This is a genomic window from Candidatus Ornithobacterium hominis (genome assembly GCF_900538215.1).
Lineage (GTDB): Bacteria > Bacteroidota > Bacteroidia > Flavobacteriales > Weeksellaceae > Ornithobacterium > Ornithobacterium hominis.
Genome location: NZ_UNSD01000002.1, coordinates 531116 through 554278, shown reverse-complemented (window position 1 = coordinate 554278; position 23163 = coordinate 531116). Strand labels below are relative to the sequence as shown.

The following is a 23163-nucleotide window of genomic DNA, read 5'->3' as shown; positions in this document are numbered from 1 at the left end:
GCCTTATAAAATTTTAGATAAAAATCTTGTAATATAACTTCGAATAGGGTGATATAATAATCTAGATAAAAACTAAAAATCTGAAAAGCGAACAAAAGGAGGGAGAAAGGAATCAATTAGGGTGTAAAACAAAAACCTGCATAGTAATGTACTATGCAGGTTTGTAATAAAAAACTGGCGACGACCTACTCTTCCACGATATGCAGTACCATCGGCGCAGGCAGGCTTAACTTCTCTGTTCGGAATGGGAAGAGGTGAGCCCTGCCGCTATAGTCACCCTAAATCTTTGATTGACATGTTTGATAGATAGATTAAAACTTTTTTTATAAAAAAGAATAAAAACAAACAACCGATTCTCTCGCGGTTAGTTAAATCTACGGGTAATTAGTACTACTCGACTATGACATTACTGCCTTTACATCTGTAGCCTATCTACGTGGTCATCTCCCACGGCCCTTTAAAGAAGTCTCATCTTGTGGCAAGTTTCGCACTTATATGCTTTCAGTGCTTATCTTAACCGAACATAGCTACTCTGCGGTGCACTTGGCAATACAACAGATACACTAGCGGTTCGTTCAACTCGGTCCTCTCGTACTAGAGTCAAGCCCACTCAAACTTCTAACGATCGCAACAGATAGGGACCGAACTGTCTCACGACGTTCTAAACCCAGCTCGCGTACCTCTTTAAATGGCGAACAGCCATACCCTTGGGACCTGCTTCAGCCCCAGGATGAGATGAGCCGACATCGAGGTGCCAAACACCGCCGTCGATATGAACTCTTGGGCGGTATCAGCCTGTTATCCCCGGAGTACCTTTTATCCTATGAGCGATGGCCCTTCCATTCAGCGCCACCGGATCACTATGTCCTGCTTTCGCACCTGTTCGACTTGTAGGTCTCACAGTCAAGCACCCTTATGCCATTACACTCTACGCACGGTTACCAAGCGTGCTGAGGGTACCTTTGAAAGCCTCCGTTACTCTTTCGGAGGCGACCACCCCAGTCAAACTACCCACCACGCAATGTCCTCCTTTCGGAGTTAGGCTCCAAGTAAACCAAGGGTGGTATTTCAACAACGACTCCTTAACACCTAGCGATGCCAATTCACAGTCTCCCACCTATCCTACACATGGTTTACCCAAAGTCAATACGAAGCTATAGTAAAGGTTCACGGGGTCTTTTCGTCCCGTTGCGATTAACCGGCATCTTCACCGATACTACAATTTCACCGAGCTCATGGCTGAGACAGTGTCCAGATCGTTACACCATTCGTGCAGGTCGGAACTTACCCGACAAGGAATTTCGCTACCTTAGGACCGTTATAGTTACGGCCGCCGTTTACTGGGGCTTCAATCAAGAGCTTCGCTTACGCTAACCCCATCACTTAACCTTCCAGCACCGGGCAGGCATCACACCCTATACGTCCACTTTCGTGTTTGCAGAGTGCTGTGTTTTTGATAAACAGTCGCCTGGACCTCTTCGCTGCGGCCCCAATCTCTTGGGGCGACCTTTCTCCCGAAGTTACAGGTCTATTTTGCCTAGTTCCTTAGCCATGATTCACTCGAGCGCCTTAGGATACTCTCCTCGACTACCTGTGTCGGTTTACGGTACGGGCTGCTTCACTCGCTATTTCTTGGAGGTCACTTCATAAGATTATCACGCCAGCCGTAGCCTTTGTGTACTATCCCCACGTTAAATGGGTTCAACGTACTATTCCGTCAGTACGCACTTATTACTTAACCCCGTCACTTCCTCTGTGAGCAGGTACAGGAATATTAACCTGTTTGCCATCCACTACCCCTTTCGGGTTCATGTTAGGTCCCGACTAACCCTCAGCTGATTAGCATAGCTGAGGAATCCTTAGTCTTGCGGCGTGCGGATTTCTCATCCGCATTATCGTTACTTATGCCTACATTTTCTTTTCTATACAATCCACCAAGCCTTACAGCTCAACTTCTACTCGTATAGAATGCTCCCCTACCACTGTATCTACAGTCTATAGCTTCGGTAGTATGTTTATGCCCGATCATTATCCATGCCAGATCGCTCGACTAGTGAGCTGTTACGCACTCTTTAAATGAATGGCTGCTTCCAAGCCAACATCCTAGCTGTCTGTGCAATCCAACCGCGTTTTATCAACTTAACATACATTTAGGGACCTTAGCTGTTAGTCCGGGTTCTTTCCCTCTCGGACATGGACCTTAGCACCCATGCCCTCACTGCTTAATATCATTTACTAGCATTCGGAGTTTGTCAGGAATTGGTAGGAGGTGAATCCCCCGCATCCTATCAGTAGCTCTACCTCTAATAAACTTATTTAAACGCTGCACCTAAATGCATTTCGGGGAGTACGAGCTATTTCCCAGTTTGATTGGCCTTTCACCCCTACCCACAGGTCATCCGAAGACTTTTCAACGTCAACCGGTTCGGTCCTCCACTATGTGTTACCACAGCTTCAACCTGCCCATGGGTAGATCACAAGGTTTCGCGTCTACTCCTACTGACTATACCGCCTTTTTCAGACTCGCTCTCGCTTCGAATACAGTGCTGAACACCTTATCCTCGCCAGTAACAGTAACTCGTAGGCTCATTATGCAAAAGGCACGCCGTCACATCTTACGATGCTCCGACCGCTTGTAGGCGTACGGTTTCAGGTTCTCTTTCACCCTTTTATTCAAAGTGCTTTTCGCCTTTCCCTCACGGTACTGGTTCACTATCGGTCAGTCAGGAGTATTTAGCCTTGGAGGATGGTCCCCCCATCTTCAGACAGAATTTCTCGTGTTCCGCCCTACTTAATACGTAATCTACTCATTTCTTATACAGGACTCTCACCTTCTTCGGTATACTTTTCCAAGTATTTCTAATATTTGTAAATTCTCGGCTAATCCCATTTCGCTCGCCACTACTCTGGGAATCTCTTTTGATTTCTTTTCCTCCGGGTACTTAGATGTTTCAGTTCCCCGGGTTCGCCCCATCTCTGGTACTATGCCTTCAACATAGTGGGTTGCCCCATTCGGATATCTGCGGATCTATTCTTATGTGCAAATCCCCGCAGCTTTTCGCAGCTTATCACGTCCTTCTTCGCCTCTGTGAGCCTAGGCATCCGCCATACGCCCTTAACGATTTCTTCTAACCGCGCTCTTTAATCTCGGTTATTTGTTTTCACCTTCTATTTTATTTCTTTTAGATCTTTTCTATTCCTATAAATCTCTCAATCTATAATTCAAAAAAAAAATCCTACTCGTTATCATTTCTCGTTTTCTACTTCAAGTTTCTTTTCCCTCTATATTATTAATCCCTTAATCCTATAGAGAAAAACTTGCTATCTATCATGTCAATGAACTTCTTCTCAATTACACATCGTAACCTAAACAATGCGTAATCAATGATCGTGGAGAATATCGGAGTCGAACCGATGACCTCCTGCGTGCAAGGCAGGCGCTCTAGCCAGCTGAGCTAATCCCCCATTATCTTAATTAAAAATTATAAATGAAAAATTATCACTCACCTCCCAGTATTCTTCTACTCTATTAAAAATCACCAATTAATGATTAATCCATAATTCTTAATCCATAATTCTTAATAATTCAACCCCCTCATCCTTCATTGTAGTCTCGGGCAGACTCGAACTGCCGACCTCTACATTATCAGTGTAGCGCTCTAACCAGCTGAGCTACGAGACTCTATCCATCCCTCCTTCTACGACTAGGGGCTTATTTATCTTTAATATCAAAAATACAAATCGTCCGATAATTTAGCAAATGAAAAGCCAGTGCCTATTCTCTTAATTTGTTTCTTTCCGTCGTTTATTATTCTTAACTCTATAAAAGAGATGTTCCAGCCGCACCTTCCGGTACGGCTACCTTGTTACGACTTAGCCCCAGTTACTGGTTTTACCCTAGGTAGCTCCTTTGACGGTCACCAACTTCAGGTACCCCCAGCTTCCATGGCTTGACGGGCGGTGTGTACAAGGCCCGGGAACGTATTCACCGCAACATGGCTGATTTGCGATTACTAGCGATTCCAGCTTCATAGAGTCGAGTTGCAGACTCCAATCCGAACTGAGATCGGCTTTCAAGATTCGCACCTATTCACATAGTAGCTGCCCTCTGTACCGACCATTGTAGCACGTGTGTAGCCCAAGACGTAAGGGCCGTGATGACTTGACGTCGTCCCCACCTTCCTCTCAACTTGCGTTGGCAGTCTCTCTAGAGTCCCCGTCTTTAAACGCTGGCAACTAAAGATAAGGGTTGCGCTCGTTGCAGGACTTAACCTAACACCTCACGGCACGAGCTGACGACAGCCATGCAGCACCTTGCATCCTGTCCGAAGAAATACCCCTTTCAGGGTACGTCAAAATGCATTTAAGCCTTGGTAAGGTTCCTCGCGTATCATCGAATTAAACCACATGCTCCACCGCTTGTGCGGGCCCCCGTCAATTCCTTTGAGTTTCATTCTTGCGAACGTACTCCCCAGGTGGCTAACTTATCACTTTCGCTTGGTCTCCGAAGTTCTTCACCCCGAAAACGAGTTAGCATCGTTTACTGCGTGGACTACCAGGGTATCTAATCCTGTTCGCTCCCCACGCCTTCGTCCATCAGCGTCAGTTAAGTCTTTGTTACCTGCCTTCGCATTCGGTGTTCCGTGTAATATCTATGCATTTCACCGCTACACTACACATTCCAGCAACATCAAACTCACTCAAGACTAACAGTATCAATGGCAATTTCACAGTTGAGCTGTGAGATTTCACCACTGACTTATTAGCCCGCCTACGGACCCTTTAAACCCAATGAATCCGGATAACGCTCGCATCCTCCGTATTACCGCGGCTGCTGGCACGGAGTTAGCCGATGCTTATTCGTATAGTACCTTCAACATCCTATCTCGTAAGATGATTTATCCCTATACAAAAGCAGTTTACAACCCATAGGGCCGTCTTCCTGCACGCGGGATGGCTGGATCAGGCTTCCACCCATTGTCCAATATTCCTCACTGCTGCCTCCCGTAGGAGTCTGGTCCGTGTCTCAGTACCAGTGTGGGGGTTCACCCTCTCAGGCCCCCTACAGATCATCGCCTTGGTAGTCCTCTACACTACCAACTAACTAATCTGACGCATGCCTATCCTTATCCGATAAATCTTTTAAATATTTATGATGCCATAATTATTGTTATGGAGTATTAATCCGAGTTTCCTCGGGCTATCCTCCCGATAAGGGCAAGTTACATACGCGTTACGCACCCGTTCGCCGGTCTCTCTAATCCGAAAATTAAATACCCCTCGGCTTGCATGTGTTAAGCCTCCCGCTAGCGTTCATCCTGAGCCAGGATCAAACTCTCCGTTGTTATTCCTTAAATTATCTATTGTCTTAAATAATAACTATAACTGAAAAGCTATCCCCAAACTCATCAAATTGACACTTGGCTTCTTTTGCTTATTTTGTCTTCTAATTTGTATCTTATTTCTATCTTTATGAACTCCTCTACCCTAAAAGGGCTGCAAATATATAAATTCTTTTTCTTTTAATCCAAAAAAATTTATCCTTTTTTTATCAAACCTTCAAATAACTCTCTCTCTCAAAAGGATCGCAAATATAAATACTATTTTTATTCCCTTCCAAATTTTTTACCCTGTTTTTTGTAATTTTTTTTTAAATAAATTGTAATTGGTTGATTTACAGATGGATATAATTGAATTTTTTTTGTGAAAATATTTCTATTCTTGGTTTGTCCTTTTACAGAATTAGTTTATTGTCTGCTAAATTCTCGGCATATTCTAGCTCGTGTGTGATAATAATAATTCCTTTCTGATGTTTTTCTTGCATAAATTTCAACTTTTGGAAGACTTTTGGCTTATTTTTATAATCTAAATGTGCTGTTGGTTCGTCTAAAATAATGTATGGGGTGTCTTGCAGCAAAGCTCTGATGATGAATAATTGCTGTAATTGCCCTTGGCTTAATTTTGTAATGAATTCTTTTTTTAATTCTAATAAATTAAATTGGCTTAGGGATTCTTCTATTTTACTATTTTCAATTTTTTTGTAAAGGCTTAAAAAATCTTCGGTTCGAATCTCTGGTAAAGAAAAGTTCATTGGTAAAACTGCTGCGATTTTCTGGGCCATTTGAGTTTGATTTATTTTTGTGAGAGGAGTTCCATCAAGGTTTATTTCACCTCCTAAAAGGGGGGTCATCTTTAATAGAGTCTTTAACAGAGTGCTTTTCCCGCTTCCGTTTAGCCCTATAATGAAATTCATCTGGTCTCTATAAAATTGGTGGTTTAAGCCAGTTACAACCTTCTTTCTTCCATAACCCAACGTCACGTTTTTTAATTCTATCACAGCATTTTGTTTTTATTTTGATAAATAATCCAAATGAGTACAGGAGCTCCTAATAATGCGGAAATGATATTGATCGGTAAGACTTGCCCAGGAATATTGTCTGAAATCAAGGAAAATAAACTTAGCGTAAATGCTCCTATTATAATAATGTATGTGAAGACTTTTTTGAAGTTTGCTGACTTTAAATTAATTCTTACTAAATGTGGTATGGCAATCCCGATGAAAACAATCGGGCCTACGAGTGCTGTTGCCACGCCTGTTAATAGACTCGAGCTCAGTATTACAATAAATTTTACATAATGAATGTTGACACCCATTGTGTGTGCATAGTCGTGCCCTAATTGTAATTTCTGAAATTTATCAAGGCTTAAAAAAATCAGCATTAAACCTACCACTACACATGTCAAAAAATAAATTATCTGTGTATAAGATAGTCCTGATATGGAGCCAAACGACCAAATAATCAATGATTTTAGGTGATGCGTGTCGGCATAAAATTGAAGTAAGCTAATGATGGCTCCTGCTAATCCGCTTAGCATAAATCCGATTAATACTAATGCTGAAACTGATTTTATTTTATAACTGAATAGGATTATCACCAGCATTGCAAATGCAGCTCCACTCAAGGCTGAAAAAATTAATAACGCAGGCTGATTGATGTCTATTTGACTGAATAATCCAAAAAAAACAATGACAATGGCTACGCCTAAACCCGAAAAGGAGGTGACTCCCAAAACGGATGGGCCGGCTAATGGATTTCTAAAGTATTCTTGCAATACCCAGCCACTTGCTGATAAAGAAATTCCTGTGAGGACTGCCGCTAATCCTTTGGGTAAACGATAATTAATGATTAAATCTCGCATTAATTCTTTATCAGAATTTTCTAAGCCTTTAAAAATATTTGCAGTTCCTTTCCCTACTACTAAATTCAGCAGAAAGATGGAGAGCAAAGCTAGTAACCAAAACCAAAACACTTTGTCTGAATACCATTTCCAGTGCATAATAATCTGAAGTTTGTTAATAAATTAATTTAATTTTGATAATGGCTGCTATTTATATTTTTACTTTTGCAAAGTAAAGACTTTTAATCGATGGGAAAAATAATTGCTATAGCAAATCAAAAAGGCGGGGTAGGGAAAACGACTACTTCCATTAATTTAGCTGCTTCGATTGGCATTTTAGAAAAGAAAACATTACTGATTGATGCTGACCCGCAAGCGAATGCTTCTTCGGGTTTGGGGATTGACATCGACAATTTAGAAATCGGCACTTATGAGGTTCTAGAGCATGAATCCCCGGCAAAAAAAGCTATTTTACCAACGAATTCGCCCAACCTAGACATTATTGCTGCTCATGTAGATTTAGTCGCCGCTGAAATTGAATTGGTTGACTCAGAACAGCGTGAATATATGCTCAAAACTGCTTTGCAAGAAATCAAGGAGGAATATGATTATATTTTTATCGACTGTGCTCCTTCTTTAGGTTTGATTACGCTCAACGCTTTGACGGCTGCTGATTCTGTGATTATTCCTATTCAATGTGAATATTTTGCGTTGGAAGGTTTAGGAAAACTACTTAATACGATAAAGAGCATCCAGCAACTTCATAATCCTAATTTAGACATTGAGGGTTTATTATTAACGATGTTTGATGCACGCTTAAGGCTGTCTAACCAAGTGGTGGAAGAAGTTCGGAGTCACTTCCCCCAAATGGTTTTTGACACAATTATTCAACGAAATGTGCGTGTGAGTGAAGCTCCTAGCTACGGCGAATCAATCATCAAATATGATGCTGCTAGCCGCGGTGCTGAAAACTACTTGGCTTTGGCTCAAGAGTTTCTAAAGAAAAACAATCAATAGTTGTTTTATTTTTTTTCACTAATATTGAATTAAACAAAGAGAAATGAAAAAAAAGGCGATGGGAAGAGGCTTATCAGCATTGCTAAGCGAATCAACGGAGAAAATAAATTCTGTGAAAGATGAAGGTGCTGCAGATTTGATCAAGCAAATTGTAGAAATTCCTATTGAAAATATTAAACCAAACCCAAACCAACCGCGGACGTATTTTGATAAAGAAGCTTTGGTAGAGCTAGCTCAATCCATTAGTCAACTAGGTGTTATTCAACCCATTACCGTTAGGAAGAATCAGCATAGCTACGAGATTATCTCTGGAGAGCGCCGTTATCGAGCCTCCAAACTTGCGAATTTAGAAACTATTCCTGCATTTGTGCGCTTGGCCAATGACCAGGAAATGCTTGAAATGGCTTTGGTAGAAAATATTCAGCGAGAAGATTTAGACGCCATAGAGGTTGCCTTGACTTACCAGCGCCTGATTGATGAAATTAATTTAACTCAAGAAGCCCTGAGCGAACGTGTCGGGAAAAACAGAAGTACGGTGACCAATTATTTAAGGCTTTTAAAACTAGACCCTATTATTCAGACAGGAATCAGAGACGGGATGATAAGCATGGGGCATGGCAGAGCACTGATGGGCATAACTGATTTAGATGAGCAAATGGAGGTCTATGAAAAAATAATTGCACAAAGTCTATCGGTAAGGCAAACCGAAAACCTCATCAAAAACCTTAATACTCCTCGAAAGGAAGTTGCTTCTCTACCCAATCAATTTAAATCTGCCAAACATTATTTTGAAAAACATCTTGAAACTAAAGTGGAAATCAAAAGAAATAAGAAAGGGAAAGGAAAAATTGTTATCAATTTTGAATCTGATGAAGATTTTTTAAGGCTTAAAAATTTATTGGAATGAAGTCTCTCTTCCTCATCGTTATATTTTTTCTAAGCCTTTCCATTTTTGGGCAAAAAATACCCAAAATTGATTCTGTGCAAGTTTCGGGGCAATTGTTTTTGGACCCGAATGAAGATGAAATCATTTTCAAAAACCCAATGAGAGCAGGTTTGTATTCAGCTATTTTGCCTGGTTTGGGGCAAACTTACAACGGCAAATACTGGAAAGTGCCTCTCGCTTGGGGACTTGTGGGCTCAGGGGTAGGATTTACGGTTTACCTAAACAATCGTTATCATAAATATCGTGATGCTTATTTGGCTGAACTCAAAGGTGAGCCGCATCGATTCTCGGGAATTTACGATGTAAACGTGCTGGCAAAAGCTCAAGATAAAGCTAAACGTGATAGAGATTATGCCATAGCACTCAGCATCTTAGCTTATATCGTCAACATTGTAGATGCGACAGTGGATGCGCATCTAGACCAAGTGAGGAAAGATAAAGAGTTGAATATTCAACCCACGGCTTTTTTTGATCCCGTGACAGAAAAAATAAATTTCGGCTTAAATTTAAATTTTAAATTATGAAAATAGCATTGGTTGGCTACGGAAAAATGGGTAAAACCATCGAAAAAATCGCTACAGAACGGGGGCATGATGTGGTTTTAAAATTGAACGAAACACCAAAACATTACCAACTCACCGATAATGGGGTGGATGCTGCCATTGAGTTTACAAACCCAGAAGTTGCTTACCAAAATATAGTTCAGCTATTGCAGAGTAATGTGCCCGTGGTGAGCGGCACAACTGGGTGGGACAAAGATTTGAAAAAAGTCTATGAACTTGTAGAGAAATACAATGGTAGCTTCATTCATGCAACTAATTTTAGCTTGGGTGTAAATTTATTTTTTGAAATAATAAAGAAATGTATGCTAATCATGAATGATTATCCTGCGTATGGCTTATCTTTGGAAGAAGTCCATCACACCGAAAAAAAAGATTCCCCGAGCGGAACGGCAATTAGCATGGCTGAAAATTTAATGGAAATTTCTGATTATAAAACTTGGCATTTAACCAGCGAAGAAGAAGTTAAAGAAAACTCTATCCCTATAACAGCGATGCGCAAAGCAGAGGTGAAGGGCACACACATTTTACAATTTAAATCCGCGATTGATTCCATCGAACTCAAGCACGAAGCTTACTCTCGAGATGGATTTGCTTTGGGAGCTGTGATGGCTGCGGAATATATTTTTGAGAAAAATGGTATCTTTACCATGAAAGACGTATTAAATTTAAAATAAATATTTTATGTGGATTTACACATGGGAAGCTTGGGCGATTTTTTTTCTCGCCGTACAAATCATTCATTTTGCAGGAACTTGGTGGCTATACAAAGCAGCAGGGCGTAAAACATGGGAGGCTGCTGTGCCAGTTTATAATGCCTACGTTTTATTAAAGATTATCCAAAGGCCCACTTGGTGGATTGTCTTTCTTTTCTTACCGATCCTTTCACCCATTATGATTATGATTCTATGGGTAGACTTCATCCGTTGCTACGGCAAAAGAGGTTGGGGAGAAGCCATTTTGGTCATTGCCACTCTAGGCTTTTATATTTATTATTTGAATTATGTAGAAAAACCAGCCTATACTGGCCCCGAAGACCGCAAAGAGACACTCCTGAGCGCAATCCTCTTTGCAGTGGTTTTGGCTACGACTATCCACACATATTTTGTTCAGCCGATGATTATCCCTACTGGCTCGATGGAAAACACATTGCGGATCGGAGATGCACTTTTTGTGAGTAAAAACATCTATGGCACACGAATCCCCAATACCCCTGTGGCAGTTCCATTTGCAGATTTGTTTAACCGAAGTTTATTTATAGAAAAACTGCAATTGCCCTACGCTCGAATCCCGGGGTGGAAAAAAGTTGAGAAAAATGACATTGTGGTTTTCAATTATCCAGCTGATTCTGTTTATAATCCTACTGACCGAAAAGATAACTACGTGAAACGTTGTGTGGCAACACCTGGCGATGTGATTGAAATTAGAAACGCTGAACTTTTTATCAATCACGAGAAATTTATTCCCAAAAAAGATGCGAAAATTCAGTATAAATATATCATCGAAAGCAAAACGCAACTGAGTCCTAAATATTTGGAAGAAGAGTTTTCTTTAGTCAGCACCGATTATGTTTTTGGAGCGAATGAAAATGGTTTTATTTACGAATTCCATGGTTTATCTGATGAAATTTTTCAAGCCTTAAAAAATAATTCCAATATCATCTCTGCAAATAAACTCATCACTCCTAAAGATCAAACTGATCACAATATCTTCCCCAAAGATGCACCTTATAATCAAGATTGGTACGGGCCGCTAACCGTGCCCAAAAAGGGAATGCAAATCAAGCTTGATATTCAAAACTTAGCAGATTACATCGATATTATAGAGACTTATGAAAATCATGATTTAGAAGTAAGCGACGGGCAGCTTTTAATGGACGGGCAGCCGATAGAAAATTATACGTTTCAGCAAGATTACTATTTCATGATGGGAGACAATCGCCACAATTCTTTAGACAGTCGGTTCTGGGGTTTTGTGCCAGAAACGCACATCGTAGGGCAGCCGTTTTTCTTATGGGCAAATTTAAATCAATTAATGGGGTTTGAGCCTAAAAGTGGCTTCCACTGGGAGCGTTGGTTTACCGTTCCCAATAATGGTAACCCCAACAAAACAAGCTATCTATGGATTGGTGCGATTTTATTGGCTATTTTCTTGGGTTGGGATTTTTTCTTCAAAAAAAAGAAAGATAAATAATGGAGTTGCCTGTTTTCCCTTTGTTTTATTTCCCACCGATTGATTTTTTTTTAAGCCTTAAAAAATTTAAAGAATTTGCCATCGAGAGTGAGGAAAATTATACCAAACAAACTTACCGAAATCGGTGTTGCATTTTGGGCCCTAATGGGAAACAATCTTTGAGTATTCCAATTAAAAAAGGTTTAGAAAAAAAAATAAGCCTTGTAGAAATTCACTATGAAAATAAATGGGTGGCAGAGCACATCAAATCTATTGAAACGGCTTATCGCAATGCTCCTTTTTTTCTCTATTATTGGGATTCTTATAGGAATATTTTAAAAGAAAAACCAAGTCAGCTTTTTGATTTAAACCAAAAAATTTTATTACAAATTTTGAGAGACTTGAAACTAAATTGCTCTTTTTCTTTTACAAAATCTTACCAAAATGAAGCTCGGCACGATTTTAGACATGATTTTAACGCTAAAGTAAAATCTGAAAAAAAAATTCCTGCTTATCAGCAAGTTTTTCAAGATAAATTTAATTTTGTATCAGATTTATCCATTTTAGATTTGGTTTTTAATTTAGGTCCAGAAGCGGGCATTTACATCAAAAACAATTAAATTTTTATAATTAATAATATGAGAAAAATATTATTCACACTCTCGTTTGCTGCTAGCTTAGTCTATGGGCAGATACAAGAAGTACCTCAGCCTTCGCAAGAGGAATTAGAGCTTAGAGCTTGGTACCACAAGAGTTTTGCCAAGGAAAATGTGTATGGCGTGGCGACAGAAGATGCATACGCTTATGCTAAAGAAAAGGGACTGAAGATAAATCCTGTCGTAGTCGGAGTGATTGACAGCGGGATACAAGGTGACCACGAGGATTTGGCGGGGAATATGTGGGTGAACGTTAATGAAATCCCAAATAACGGTATTGACGATGATAATAATGGTTATATAGATGATGTCCACGGATGGAATTTCATTGGAGGTGCTGATGGTAGAAATGTGAATCAAGATAACTTGGAGTTGACTCGTTTGGTGCGTGAAGGAAATGCTCTTTTTGCGAGCAAAGATAATTTCACCAATGAGACTAATCAGAAAAAATTCCCAGAGAAATATGCTACTTACCTTAAAGCTAAAGCAGAGCTAGATGAGAACTATACTCAAGCGAAAATGGCTTATGAGGGAATCAGTATACAAGCTGAGCAAGCAGGTTTGGGGTATTCAAAATTTGGAGAGGAATATGGGATGGATAAAGAGATTTCTGTAAAAGGAATCAAATCTTTCAAACCAAAGTCTGATGAAGCTAAATTTATTGCTGGCAGATTTGAATCTACCATCAATACATACGAGGCTCCTGAAGTTTTTGGGAAAACACCACGTGAAATTTTAGAGGAATTCAACAAAGGGGTAAATGAAGCCATTTCTTACTACGAATCTCAAGTGAAATATCACTACAATCTTGATTTTGACCCTAGAGATATTGTAGGTGATGACTATGAAAATCTTGACGAAAGAATCTATGGGAACAATGATATTCAAGGTCCTGATGCTTTGCATGGTACACATGTTGCAGGAATCATCGGCGCCGTAAGAAACAATAATATTGGGATGGATGGTATCGCTACCAATGCAAAATTGATGAGCATCCGAGCCGTCCCTGATGGTGATGAAAGAGATAAGGATATTGCCAATGCGATTCGCTACGCCGTAGACAACGGAGCCAAAATCATCAATATGAGCTTCGGTAAAGCTTATTCCCCACATCCTGAGAAAGTGTGGGAAGCAATGAGGTACGCAAGTGATAATAATGTATTATTAGTTCACGCAGCTGGAAATGACAATCAAAATATTGATGAAATCATCAACTATCCAATCAATTACTATAGTGATGGGAAAGTAGTTGCCCCTACTTGGATTACCGTAGGTGCTAGCACACGCTATAATGATGACATTCGTGCTTCCTTCTCCAACTTCGGAAAAAAACAAGTAGATATTTTTGCTCCTGGGTTAGAAATTTACTCTACTGTTCCACAAAATGATTATAAATTCTTGCAAGGCACAAGTATGGCGGCTCCAGTAGTGAGCGGGGTTGCTGCCTTGGTTTGGGGGTACTTCCCAGAGTTAACAGCTCAGGAGCTGAGAGAAGTTTTAATAAAGAGTGGAAATTTAAGCAATGATTTATTAGACCTAAGTACCAATGGTGTGATTGTCGATGCTAAAAAAGCATTGCAAATTGCTGAAATGCTATTAGCTGATAAAAAATAATTTTTTAAAGCCTTAGAGATTTTTTGATTTATTCCAAAAAATTTAATTAGCATTTAAAAAGTCGTGTTAATTACACGGCTTTTTTTGTACCTTTAGATTTTATGATGTGGTCTGATTTAAATTTACAAACGCTTCAGTCAAAATTAAATTTCCAAAAGATTCCTGGGTGGAAAGCGCAGCAAGTTATGGCTCCTCCTTATCGTCAGAATTTAGTAGATGAAGCCCGCTTTAACACGCAAAAATCAAAAATTGCAGCGGTTTTGATAATTCTTTATGAAAAAAATGGTGAAATATTTTTCCCAGTGATTCATAGAAACACTTACCCTGGCGTACACAGCAATCAAGTAGGTTTCCCTGGAGGGAAAGTAGAGAAATCTGATGAAAACTTAGAGCAAACCGCCATCCGAGAAAGTTTTGAAGAGATTGGAGCTAAACCAGAGGCTATAGAAATCTGGGGAGAACTCTCGGAACTATTCATCCCGCCTAGCAATTTCATCGTTCACCCATTTGTAGGCAGCTACAAATTGAACCCTAATTTTATCCCGTGTGACAAGGAAGTCAAAGATATTATTCCCCTTTCGCTGAAAGAATTTATTTTAAATCCTCCTCTTCAAAATTACATCGTTAACGTGAAAGGTAAAGCCCATAAAGTTCCTGGATTTAGCTTAAATCAAAATTTAAATGTGTGGGGAGCTACCGCTATGATGTTGAATGAATTTTTAGAATTCATCAGGATTTCTTTAAATTTGAATTCTGAAATTGAATAAATTTTGAAGAAAAAAACCATTTTTTATGATGCTTTTGGACGCTGGTATATTATTAAGCGTTTAGTCATTTTTGTACTAGGTGTTGTTTCTTATCGCAGATACAATGGCTTTAACAAACTAAGAATTTCAGGCACTGAACATTTGACTGATTTGCCTGACAATAATGTTTTATTCGTCTCCAATCATCAGACTTATTTTGCTGATGTTTCAGCAATGTATCACGTATTTTTCAGTGCAAAAAACGGTTTTGAAAACTCCATTCACAATCCAATTTACCTCATTAATCCACGTATCGACCTCTACTATGTCGCTGCTGAGGAAACAATGAATAAAGGTATTTTAGCTAAAATTTTTCAATTTGCAGGCGCCATTACCGTCAAAAGAACTTGGCGTTCTGCAGGAAAAGACGTTCAGCGAAAAGTCGATTTAAGCGAAGTAGATAACATTGAACGCGCTTTACAACACGGCTGGGTCATTACCTTCCCACAAGGGACGACAAAAGCTTTCGCGCCTGGGCGGCGTGGTACGGCACACATCATCAAGAAAAATAAACCCATCGTGATTCCCGTGGTCATTGACGGTTTCCGCCGCGCTTTTGATAAAAAAGGCTTGTTGATAAAAAAACGTGGCGTTGAGCCGACAATGAAGTTTAAAGCTCCTTTAGCCATTGATTATGAAAACGATTCTACCCAGCAAATCATTGATCAAGTGATGGACGCTATTGAGCAGAGTCCAAAATTCAACAAAGTCAAACCTATCGAAACCAATTTAGATACGGAACCAAATACTTTTTATTAAATTTTTTAAAGGCTTAAAAAAAATTTCAGCCTTTTAAAATTTCTCGCCCGATGACTAATTTTTGAATTTCAGTAGTGCCTTCGCCAATGGTACAAAGCTTTGAATCTCTATAAAATTTCTCTACTGGAAAATCTTTGGTATAGCCATACCCGCCAAAAATTTGTACAGCATCAGTTGAAATTTCCACACAAGCTTCAGAAGCGTAATACTTAGCCATAGCACCTTCCATCGTCATTCTTTCATCATTTTCTTTTAAGCGGCAAGCTTCATCTATCAGCAGCTCAGAGGCTTTAATTTTAGTTGCCATCTCAGCTAATTTAAAATTAATCGCTTGGAATTCGCAAATCGATTTCCCAAACTGTTTTCTTTCTTTACTGTATTTCAACGCAGCTTGGTAAGCTCCTTTTGAAATCCCAAGAGACAATGCTGCAATAGAAATTCTCCCCCCATCTAAAATTGACAAAGCTTGCTTGAAGCCCTCCCCCACTTCACCCAAGCGGTGTGAATCTGGCACACGTACATTGTTCATGATGAGTTCAGCAGTTTCAGAAGCACGCATACCCAGTTTGTTCTCTTTTTTTCCTGACGTAAAACCTGGCATTCCTTTTTCTAAAACAAAAACCGTCGAATTACGAGACGCCCCTACTTCTCCCGTTCTTGTCATCACCACGGCTAAGTCACCAGAAATCGCATGTGTGATAAAATTTTTTGCCCCGTTGATTACCCATTCGTCACCATCTCTCACTGCAGTAGTCCCCATTCCGCCAGCATCAGAACCCGTATTGTGTTCAGTCAATCCCCAAGCTCCAATCACTTTCCCCGTCGCAAGACTCGGCACCCATTTTTCTTTTTGCTCTTGATTCCCAAAACACAAAATATGATTGGTGCAAAGCGAATTATGTGCAGCTATTGACAAACCAATAGACGGGTCTACTTGTGAAATTTCATCAATAATATTTACATAATCAAAATAAGAAAGACCAGCTCCGCCCAATTCCTCTGGAACTAAAATCCCCATGAACCCCATTTCCCCTAATTGATGAAATAACGCTACGGGAAAACTTTGATTCTCATCCCAGTCCATCACGTGAGGCGCTATTTCTCTCTGGGCAAATTCTCTAGCAGCTTGTATGATTATTTCATTTTCAGGATTTCTCATCGTTTGTTTTTTTTTAACTTTAAAAGTATCATTTTTTTTTAAGGCTTAAAAAATTTTTCAAAAAATAAGCGCTTTATTTTTTAGTTTTTCTAAAACATCTTTATTGAGATACGGACAATTTTCTAAGGCTTTAAAATTTTCAAATCCACCTATGAAATCTCTGTATTTCACAATATTTTTAGCCTCCTCTGCCGTAGCGCCGCATTTTTTCCAATCCAATTCATTCATTGAATTCACGTGAAAATCGCTGCTTTTGGGTGAAATATTTTCTGATTTAATTCCCTTCTCAGAATTTTTCTGAGGTAAGCGAATAAATGCTTTTAATTCATTAAACTTTGCTTCACTGATGACAAAACAATTTTTTATTTCATTTAAATTTTTAAATTCTCCTTTCAGGTAATTTTCTTTGTAATTCAAGATTACTTTAGCTTGTTTTTCACTAAAACCCAAATCCTCCCATTCCTTTAAACTTAACTGATTGGGGTCAAAGATTTTTAATTTTTTCTTTGACTTAGGAAGAATTTTTTCAGCCTCAAAAAATTCTTTTGAGTTTGAATTAATTTGATTTTTCGGAATATTTTTCAACCGAATATACTTTTTCATTTCCTCAAATTTTTCTTGACTGATAACAAAACATTCTTGAATTTGTGCTAAGTTCTCAAAATTCCCTCCTAGAGAATTTCTATATTTGATGATGATTTCACTTTGCTTGGAACTAAAACCAATTTTTTGCCAGTCTTGAGCTGAAAATTCATTAGGATTAAATGTGAAATATTTAACTTCTCCCCTCGATTTCGTGGTTAGATGAGTTGATTCCTCTTTAATTTTCAGCCATTCCAGTTCTTCAGGCATCAATTCTGAGGGGGCATCATTTTTTTTAAGGCTTAGAAAATAAAAACCCAATTCAATGATGAGGATTAGAATAATTAAAATAAAAAAACCACTCCGCTGAGCTTTTCCCATCTCGAAATGGCGCAAAAATTTTCTCATTTTTATACTATTTGTAAGATTTTTCCCCACCAAAAATATTTAAATTTATCGCCGCAGGGATTGATTTCTTCTTCAATTCTAAAATCATTTAAGGTCTCTTCTAAAAAAATGTTTGCTTGCCCGATTAAACTAATCTGGAAAAATGGAAATAAATATAGAAACGAAGCATTTTTCATGAATTTTTTATAAGTCTTTTTTTTTAGTATAAATCAATTAAGTTATTTGAAATGTTTTCAAAAAAGAGAGTCAAAAAAACTTTATTTTATTAAATTAATTTATTTTAAATAAAAATAAATCACAGGTCAAATACTGATTTTCGCTTAATAAATAAGCTGTCTTTTAACCAAAAGAAAAACGCCGTAATTAAATAAATAAGAAATGTGACCCCCAATGTTGCAAAAGAGAGGTAGATGAAAAGCAAACGTAATTTGCTCGCTCTCAGCCCCAATTTATCTGAAATTCTTGAGATAACTTCAAACCCGTGTGCTTCGGCTGTATTTCTAATATTATTTAGCATGATTTCTCAAAATATGATTTCCGATTTTACAATTTAAGCATTTTTTCTTTTGACAATAATTTTTTTCTAAAAATAATAATCCTTGTGTATCCAAAGCAGATGAGATGGGAATTTCTAAAGCCTTAAATTCCTTAATTATTTGATTGTACTCTGGTGGCAATTTCTCCAGCTGATTTAGCAGAGGTTCTGGATTTTTATCAATAGATTTTAAATACAAAAAATGAACTGGGAAGAAAGCATTGATAAGCAGTAGTTCAATAAACGAGCGTGAGAGTTTCTTGGGTTGATTTTTCAGGGATGGTTTCCCGAGCGTAAAATGGGTGTTCCAAAAATCAGAAGCTTGAATTTCGCTACACTCTTCTATGAATTCTTCATAAAAATTATTTTTTTTAAGGCTTAAAAAAATTTGTGGGAAAAGGTCTGAAAAAGCTGCCCACTGCGCCATACGAACACTCGGGAAATTGGGTGGTCTTAGTCGAAAAAACTTAAATATTTCTTTGTTAAGCGGCGTTAAATTCCATTTGTACTGAAGGAATTCATATTCTTTTTTCAAAGCTTCAGTGTATTCATTTTCAAATTCTTGAAGAAATCCTGCTTGTCCAAAAATTAAGGCTTCTTTCTGAAACAAATTCAAGCCATTCAACTGATTGTTTTTCAAGCTCCTAGCCAATTGTAAAAAGGCTTCACCATTAATTTTCAAACCAAAAACATAAGCAATTTGTTCGAAGAGAAGTTGCTCCCAGTCACCGGCCAATTGGTCAAGTCTTTGTTGCAAAATTTGCTCTTTCCCCATCCATTTCTCGAGCAACATATTGATTTTCGTTGTTTCGAGAACTTCCGCTTCTACTGAAGGCAATGAGCTTTCGCAGGGAATAAAATCAAAAGGTCGATTTAAATTTTTATAACTTAGGATTAATTCTTTCGAAACGTAATTTCCTAATTCTAAAGTTGAAAAATCGCCCACTTTTTGGGCTGAATTATCTTGAAAAACTACATGTAAAATAATTTTCTGATATGCGGGGTCTTCCTCGTGCCGATGCAAAAACCAGTCGGTTGTGCGAAGATGAATTTCAACATTTCCTGCCCACAAAACTCCACCGATGCGAAGCCGAGCATTCAAGAAATCAGGACCAGCATTGGGATTCAGTACCCCTGGCGATAGCACTTCTATTTCTTCGCCTTGGGTGGTTTTTAACTTTATAGAAGAACCCCACCGCTTGAATTGCCAAATGTTGTACAGGAATTCTTCTTTTATTTCCATTTTACACCAATTCTTCTCCTTTTAGTTTCTCTGCGTTTTCAGCTAATTTCAGTGCATTTATCATTTCTTGAATATCACCATTCATGTAATTATCTAAATTAAAAATGGATTTATTGATGCGATGGTCTGTCACTCGCCCTTGCGGGTAGTTATACGTTCTGATTTTTGCTGAGCGGTCTCCGCTTGAAACTAAAGAGCGTCGCTGTTCTGTCCTTTCATTTTGAATTTTTTCAAATTCGATTTCATATAACTTAGTTCGTAATAATTGTAAAGCTTTTTCACGGTTTGCGTGCTGAGATCGTGACTCTTGGCATTGAATCGTAATGCCCGATGGCTTGTGAGTCAGTTGTACTTTTGTTTCAACTTTGTTTACATTCTGCCCTCCTGCCCCACTTGAACGAGCTGTTTGATATTCCAAATCGGCCGGATTGATTTCAATGTCTACCTCTTCTGCTTCGGGTAATACGGCTACGGTAATCGCCGAGGTATGTACTCTCCCTTGAGATTCTGTCTCGGGGACACGCTGCACGCGGTGCACGCCAGATTCAAACTTCATTGTCCCAAAAACCGCATCTCCGCTCACTTCCATTACTAGTTCCTTGTAACCTTTTATTCCACCTTCTGTTGCATTCAATATTTCAAAATTCCAATTTCGAGTTTTGAAATACATCGAATACATTCTAAAAATATCTTCTACAAAAATTGCTGCTTCGTCGCCCCCCGTCCCTGCTCTCAATTCTACAATCACATTTTTTTCATCCTCTGGGTCTTTGGGTATCAGCATCCACTTGATTTTTTCTTCCATTTCAGGCAATTGCTGCAAAACCTCATCTTTCTCCATCTTGGCTAGTTCCACCATTCCTTTATCATCGGAACTGGTTATAATTTCATTGGCTTCATCTAGCAAATTCAGTTGTGATTCGTATTCCTTTTTCGTTTTTATAATATCGGTGAGGTCAGAATATTCTTTGTTGAGTTTTGCATAGCGTTGATGGTCGTTTATAACATCTGGCTGAATAATCAAATCTGCAATTTCATCAAATCGCTGCTGAATTCCTTGTAGTTTTTCTAGTAATGTGGACATATAAGTGCTTGAAATCTAGTTTTTGAAGAGAGCAAATTTACAAAAATCTATCTTTTTTTTTCTAAGGCTTAAAAAATTTTCTGAGTTTTATTTTTTTTGTATTTATTTGATAAACATCATTTCACGGTATTTTGGTAGCGGCCACATTTCATCGTCCACAAGCATTTCTAGTGCATCGACGTGATGTCTCAACTGATTTAGGTAAGGGATTACATCTTTACAAAAAACATTGGCTTTTTCTTGCGCTTCAGTAATTTGTTCTGCTTTTCTTCTGGTTTCTAGCAATTCTTTTACCAAACGAGTAATTTCAAAATTATGTTCTGATATTTCTTTGATCAATTGAATTTGTTGCTCTGCTTTATCTCTGTAATCTTCACCGAAGATTTCTTTTAATCCTTTTACGTTTTCTATCAATTCATTCTGATATCGAATCCCTGTGGGAATGATATGATTTCTTGATAAATCTGCCAAAACTTTTGCTTCGATACTGATATTGGTACTGTATTTCTCTAGTTTAATCTCGTTGCGTGCATAGATTTCTCTCTTTGACAATACAGCGCTACTTTCAAATAAATTAATGTGCTTCGTCGTCGTTTCTGTGGCTAAAGCTTCTGGGCTTGTGATTAAATTAGCTAAACCTCTCTTCTCTGCTTCTTCTACCCATTCTTGCGAATAACCATCGCCTTCAAACAAAATCGGGCGCACTTCTTTGATGTAATCTCTCAATACATTGAATATCGCTTCGTCTTTCTTCAAGCCTTTCTCTATCAATTCATCCACAGCTACTTTAAATTTCCTTAGCTGAAAAGCCATAATGGTATTCATCACCGTCATGATTTCTGCACAGTTGGCAGAGGAACCTACTGCTCTCACCTCAAATTTATTACCTGTGAAAGCGAAAGGAGAAGTTCGGTTTCTATCGGTATTATCTAAAAGGATTTCAGGAATTTTACCTACGACGTTTAATTTTAGTTCTGTTTTTTCATCTGGGCTCAATTTCCCCTCAGTTACTTTTTCTAATTCATTAAAAACTTCAGTCAATTGCGAGCCAATAAAAATGGAAATGATGGCTGGCGGAGCTTCATTGGCGCCTAAACGATGGTCGTTAGACGCTGATGCGACGCACGAACGAATCAACTCTGGGAACTCATGAACTGCTTTGATGCTATTGATAAAAAAAGTTAAAAACTGTAAATTCCTCTTCGGGTTTTTCCCTGGACTTAGCAAATTATCGCCCGCGTCGGTAGAGAGTGACCAGTTATTGTGTTTACCTGAGCCGTTCACTCCAGCATAAGGTTTCTCATGTAGCAATACTTTGTAATTATGCTTTCTCGCTATGCGCCCCATAATGTCCATTAATAGGGAATTATGATCTACCGCCAAATTAGCTTCTTCAAACATTGGTGCTAGCTCAAATTGGTTGGGGGCAACTTCATTGTGCCGTGTCGTCACTGGGATTCCCAATTTCATACACTCCACCTCAAGTTCCATCATGAAATTTAAAGCTCTGCTAGGAATACTCCCAAAATAATGATCATCTAATTGCTGCCCTTTTGCTGGTGAATGCCCCACTAATGTTCTGCCCGTAAGTGTAATATCTGGCCTTGCATTGGCTAAGCCTAAATCCAAAAGAAAGTATTCTTGTTCCCAACCCAGCGTGGAATAAACTTTCGTAGTTTTTCGATCAAAATAAGCACGCATCACCTCGGTTGCTGCTGCGTCTACACTTTGTAAAGCTCTGAGCAGAGGTGTTTTGTAGTCTAAAGTTTCACCCGTATAGGAAATAAAAACTGATGGAATACAAAGTGTCGTCCCTATCACAAAAGCGGGAGAAGTAGGGTCCCAAGCCGTGTAACCCCTTGCCTCGAAGGTGTTTCTGATGCCACCATTGGGGAAACTTGACGCGTCTGGCTCTTGCTGAATCAGCATTCCGCCGTTAAACCGCTCAATAGCTCGCCCATCTTCTAAAGGGCTAAAAAAGCTGTCGTGCTTCTCTGCTGTTGCTCCCGTGAGTGGCTGAAACCAGTGCGTGTAGTGTGTAACTCCTTTAGAAAGAGACCATTCTTTCATCGCAAGAGCAATTTGGTCGGCAATGTCTCTGCTAATTTGTTCTCCTGAATCAATCGCAGTAGAGATAATCTTGAAGACATCTTTGCTCAGATATTGACGCATCGTGTCTATATTGAAAACATTCTCACAAAAATATTCTGATAATTTTTTTTCTACTTTAAAGGTTTTTAAATCAAACACATTTAAATTTTCAATGGCTTTGAATCTTAAGGTGGACATCTTATTAAATTTTTTAGCAAATTTAACAATGTTTTTTTCTAAACCCCTATTTTTTAGGGTTTAAATTTCATTTTCAAATGTATTTATTCAAAACACCCCTAGTTAGAAGATGAGAGAACACAATTTTTTAATATTTTTTTTCTAAGCCTTAAAT

Annotated in this window: 17 protein-coding genes, 2 tRNA genes and 3 rRNA genes; 9 read left to right on the top strand and 13 right to left on the bottom strand. The window is 38.7% G+C overall.

Annotation, left to right across the window (positions count from 1 at the left end):
* Positions 1–172 precede the first annotated feature (172 nt).
* The 7 genes from rrf to D5J18_RS02790 form a co-directional block, all read right to left on the bottom strand.
* A 5S ribosomal RNA gene (gene rrf / locus D5J18_RS02820) occupies positions 173–281 on the bottom strand.
* 83 nt (positions 282–364) lie between these two features.
* Positions 365–3127 (bottom strand): 23S ribosomal RNA (locus tag D5J18_RS02815).
* Positions 3128–3391: 264 nt separating this feature from the next.
* Positions 3392–3465, bottom strand: a tRNA-Ala gene (locus D5J18_RS02810).
* A 143-nt stretch (positions 3466–3608) separates the two neighbouring features.
* Positions 3609–3682 (bottom strand) — tRNA-Ile (locus tag D5J18_RS02805).
* Positions 3683–3824: 142 nt separating this feature from the next.
* Positions 3825–5345: ribosomal RNA gene (locus tag D5J18_RS02800) — 16S ribosomal RNA — on the bottom strand.
* The 16S, 23S and 5S rRNA genes sit together here with 2 tRNA genes alongside, the layout of an rRNA operon.
* Before the next feature lie 389 nt (positions 5346–5734).
* On the bottom strand, positions 5735–6337 hold the full coding sequence (locus D5J18_RS02795; RefSeq protein ID WP_119057485.1) for an ABC transporter ATP-binding protein: 603 nt from the start codon (positions 6335–6337) through the stop codon (positions 5735–5737).
* A complete protein-coding gene (locus D5J18_RS02790) occupies positions 6334–7338 on the bottom strand; it encodes a FecCD family ABC transporter permease (RefSeq protein ID WP_119057484.1) in 1005 nt (334 codons plus the stop codon). Before D5J18_RS02790 ends, D5J18_RS02795 begins: the two co-directional genes overlap by 4 nt.
* Positions 7339–7428: 90 nt before the next feature.
* Here D5J18_RS02790 and D5J18_RS02785 point away from each other — a divergent pair, with 90 nt between their 5' ends.
* The 9 genes from D5J18_RS02785 to D5J18_RS02745 all read left to right on the top strand — a co-directional run bounded on the left by D5J18_RS02785 (position 7429) and on the right by D5J18_RS02745 (position 15709).
* Positions 7429–8196 carry a ParA family protein gene (locus D5J18_RS02785; RefSeq protein ID WP_119057483.1) on the top strand — a complete coding sequence of 256 codons (768 nt, stop codon included), beginning with the start codon at positions 7429–7431 and terminating at the stop codon, positions 8194–8196.
* A 43-nt stretch (positions 8197–8239) separates the two neighbouring features.
* Positions 8240–9103, top strand: coding sequence for a ParB/RepB/Spo0J family partition protein (locus D5J18_RS02780; RefSeq protein ID WP_119057482.1), 864 nt, complete (start codon positions 8240–8242; stop codon positions 9101–9103).
* Entirely contained in the window at positions 9100–9666 is a 567-nt protein-coding gene (locus tag D5J18_RS02775) for a DUF5683 domain-containing protein (RefSeq protein ID WP_119057481.1), read from the top strand. The genes D5J18_RS02780 and D5J18_RS02775 overlap by 4 nt, the downstream gene beginning before the upstream one ends.
* Positions 9663–10379, top strand: coding sequence for a 4-hydroxy-tetrahydrodipicolinate reductase (dapB, locus tag D5J18_RS02770; RefSeq protein WP_119057480.1), 717 nt, complete (start codon positions 9663–9665; stop codon positions 10377–10379). The genes D5J18_RS02775 and dapB overlap by 4 nt, the downstream gene beginning before the upstream one ends.
* Before the next feature lie 7 nt (positions 10380–10386).
* The gene (lepB, locus tag D5J18_RS02765; protein WP_119057479.1) at positions 10387–11895 is read left to right on the top strand and encodes a signal peptidase I; all 1509 of its coding nucleotides are present in this window, start codon (positions 10387–10389) and stop codon (positions 11893–11895) included.
* Positions 11895–12494 (top strand): WbqC family protein, encoded by a 600-nt coding sequence (locus D5J18_RS02760; RefSeq protein WP_119057478.1) that lies wholly within the window; start codon positions 11895–11897, stop codon positions 12492–12494. The genes lepB and D5J18_RS02760 overlap by 1 nt, the downstream gene beginning before the upstream one ends.
* Positions 12495–12512: 18 nt before the next feature.
* Positions 12513–14144, top strand: coding sequence for a S8 family peptidase (locus D5J18_RS02755; protein ID WP_119057477.1), 1632 nt, complete (start codon positions 12513–12515; stop codon positions 14142–14144).
* Between the two features lie 101 nt (positions 14145–14245).
* Positions 14246–14911: an NUDIX hydrolase gene (locus D5J18_RS02750; protein ID WP_119057476.1), complete on the top strand. Its 666-nt coding sequence runs from the start codon at positions 14246–14248 to the stop codon at positions 14909–14911.
* A gap of 3 nt (positions 14912–14914) precedes the next feature.
* Complete coding sequence (locus tag D5J18_RS02745; RefSeq protein ID WP_119057475.1) at positions 14915–15709, top strand: lysophospholipid acyltransferase family protein; 795 nt, start codon at positions 14915–14917, stop codon at positions 15707–15709.
* A 25-nt stretch (positions 15710–15734) separates the two neighbouring features.
* Here the strand turns inward: D5J18_RS02745 and D5J18_RS02740 are convergent, their stop codons facing one another.
* The 6 genes from D5J18_RS02740 to D5J18_RS02715 all read right to left on the bottom strand — a co-directional run bounded on the left by D5J18_RS02740 (position 15735) and on the right by D5J18_RS02715 (position 23009).
* Positions 15735–16868, bottom strand: coding sequence for an acyl-CoA dehydrogenase family protein (locus D5J18_RS02740; protein WP_119057474.1), 1134 nt, complete (start codon positions 16866–16868; stop codon positions 15735–15737).
* A gap of 57 nt (positions 16869–16925) precedes the next feature.
* The gene (locus D5J18_RS02735) at positions 16926–17858 is read right to left on the bottom strand and encodes a helix-hairpin-helix domain-containing protein (RefSeq protein WP_119057473.1); all 933 of its coding nucleotides are present in this window, start codon (positions 17856–17858) and stop codon (positions 16926–16928) included.
* A 2-nt stretch (positions 17859–17860) separates the two neighbouring features.
* Positions 17861–18034, bottom strand: coding sequence for a hypothetical protein (locus D5J18_RS08770; protein ID WP_165844944.1), 174 nt, complete (start codon positions 18032–18034; stop codon positions 17861–17863).
* Between the two features lie 330 nt (positions 18035–18364).
* On the bottom strand, positions 18365–19636 hold the full coding sequence (locus D5J18_RS02725; RefSeq protein ID WP_119057471.1) for a DUF2851 family protein: 1272 nt from the start codon (positions 19634–19636) through the stop codon (positions 18365–18367).
* 1 nt (position 19637) lies between these two features.
* On the bottom strand, positions 19638–20720 hold the full coding sequence (gene prfA, locus D5J18_RS02720) for a peptide chain release factor 1 (protein ID WP_119057470.1): 1083 nt from the start codon (positions 20718–20720) through the stop codon (positions 19638–19640).
* Between the two features lie 102 nt (positions 20721–20822).
* The gene (locus tag D5J18_RS02715; RefSeq protein WP_119057469.1) at positions 20823–23009 is read right to left on the bottom strand and encodes a glutamine synthetase III family protein; all 2187 of its coding nucleotides are present in this window, start codon (positions 23007–23009) and stop codon (positions 20823–20825) included.
* Between the last annotated feature and the right edge of the window lie 154 nt (positions 23010–23163).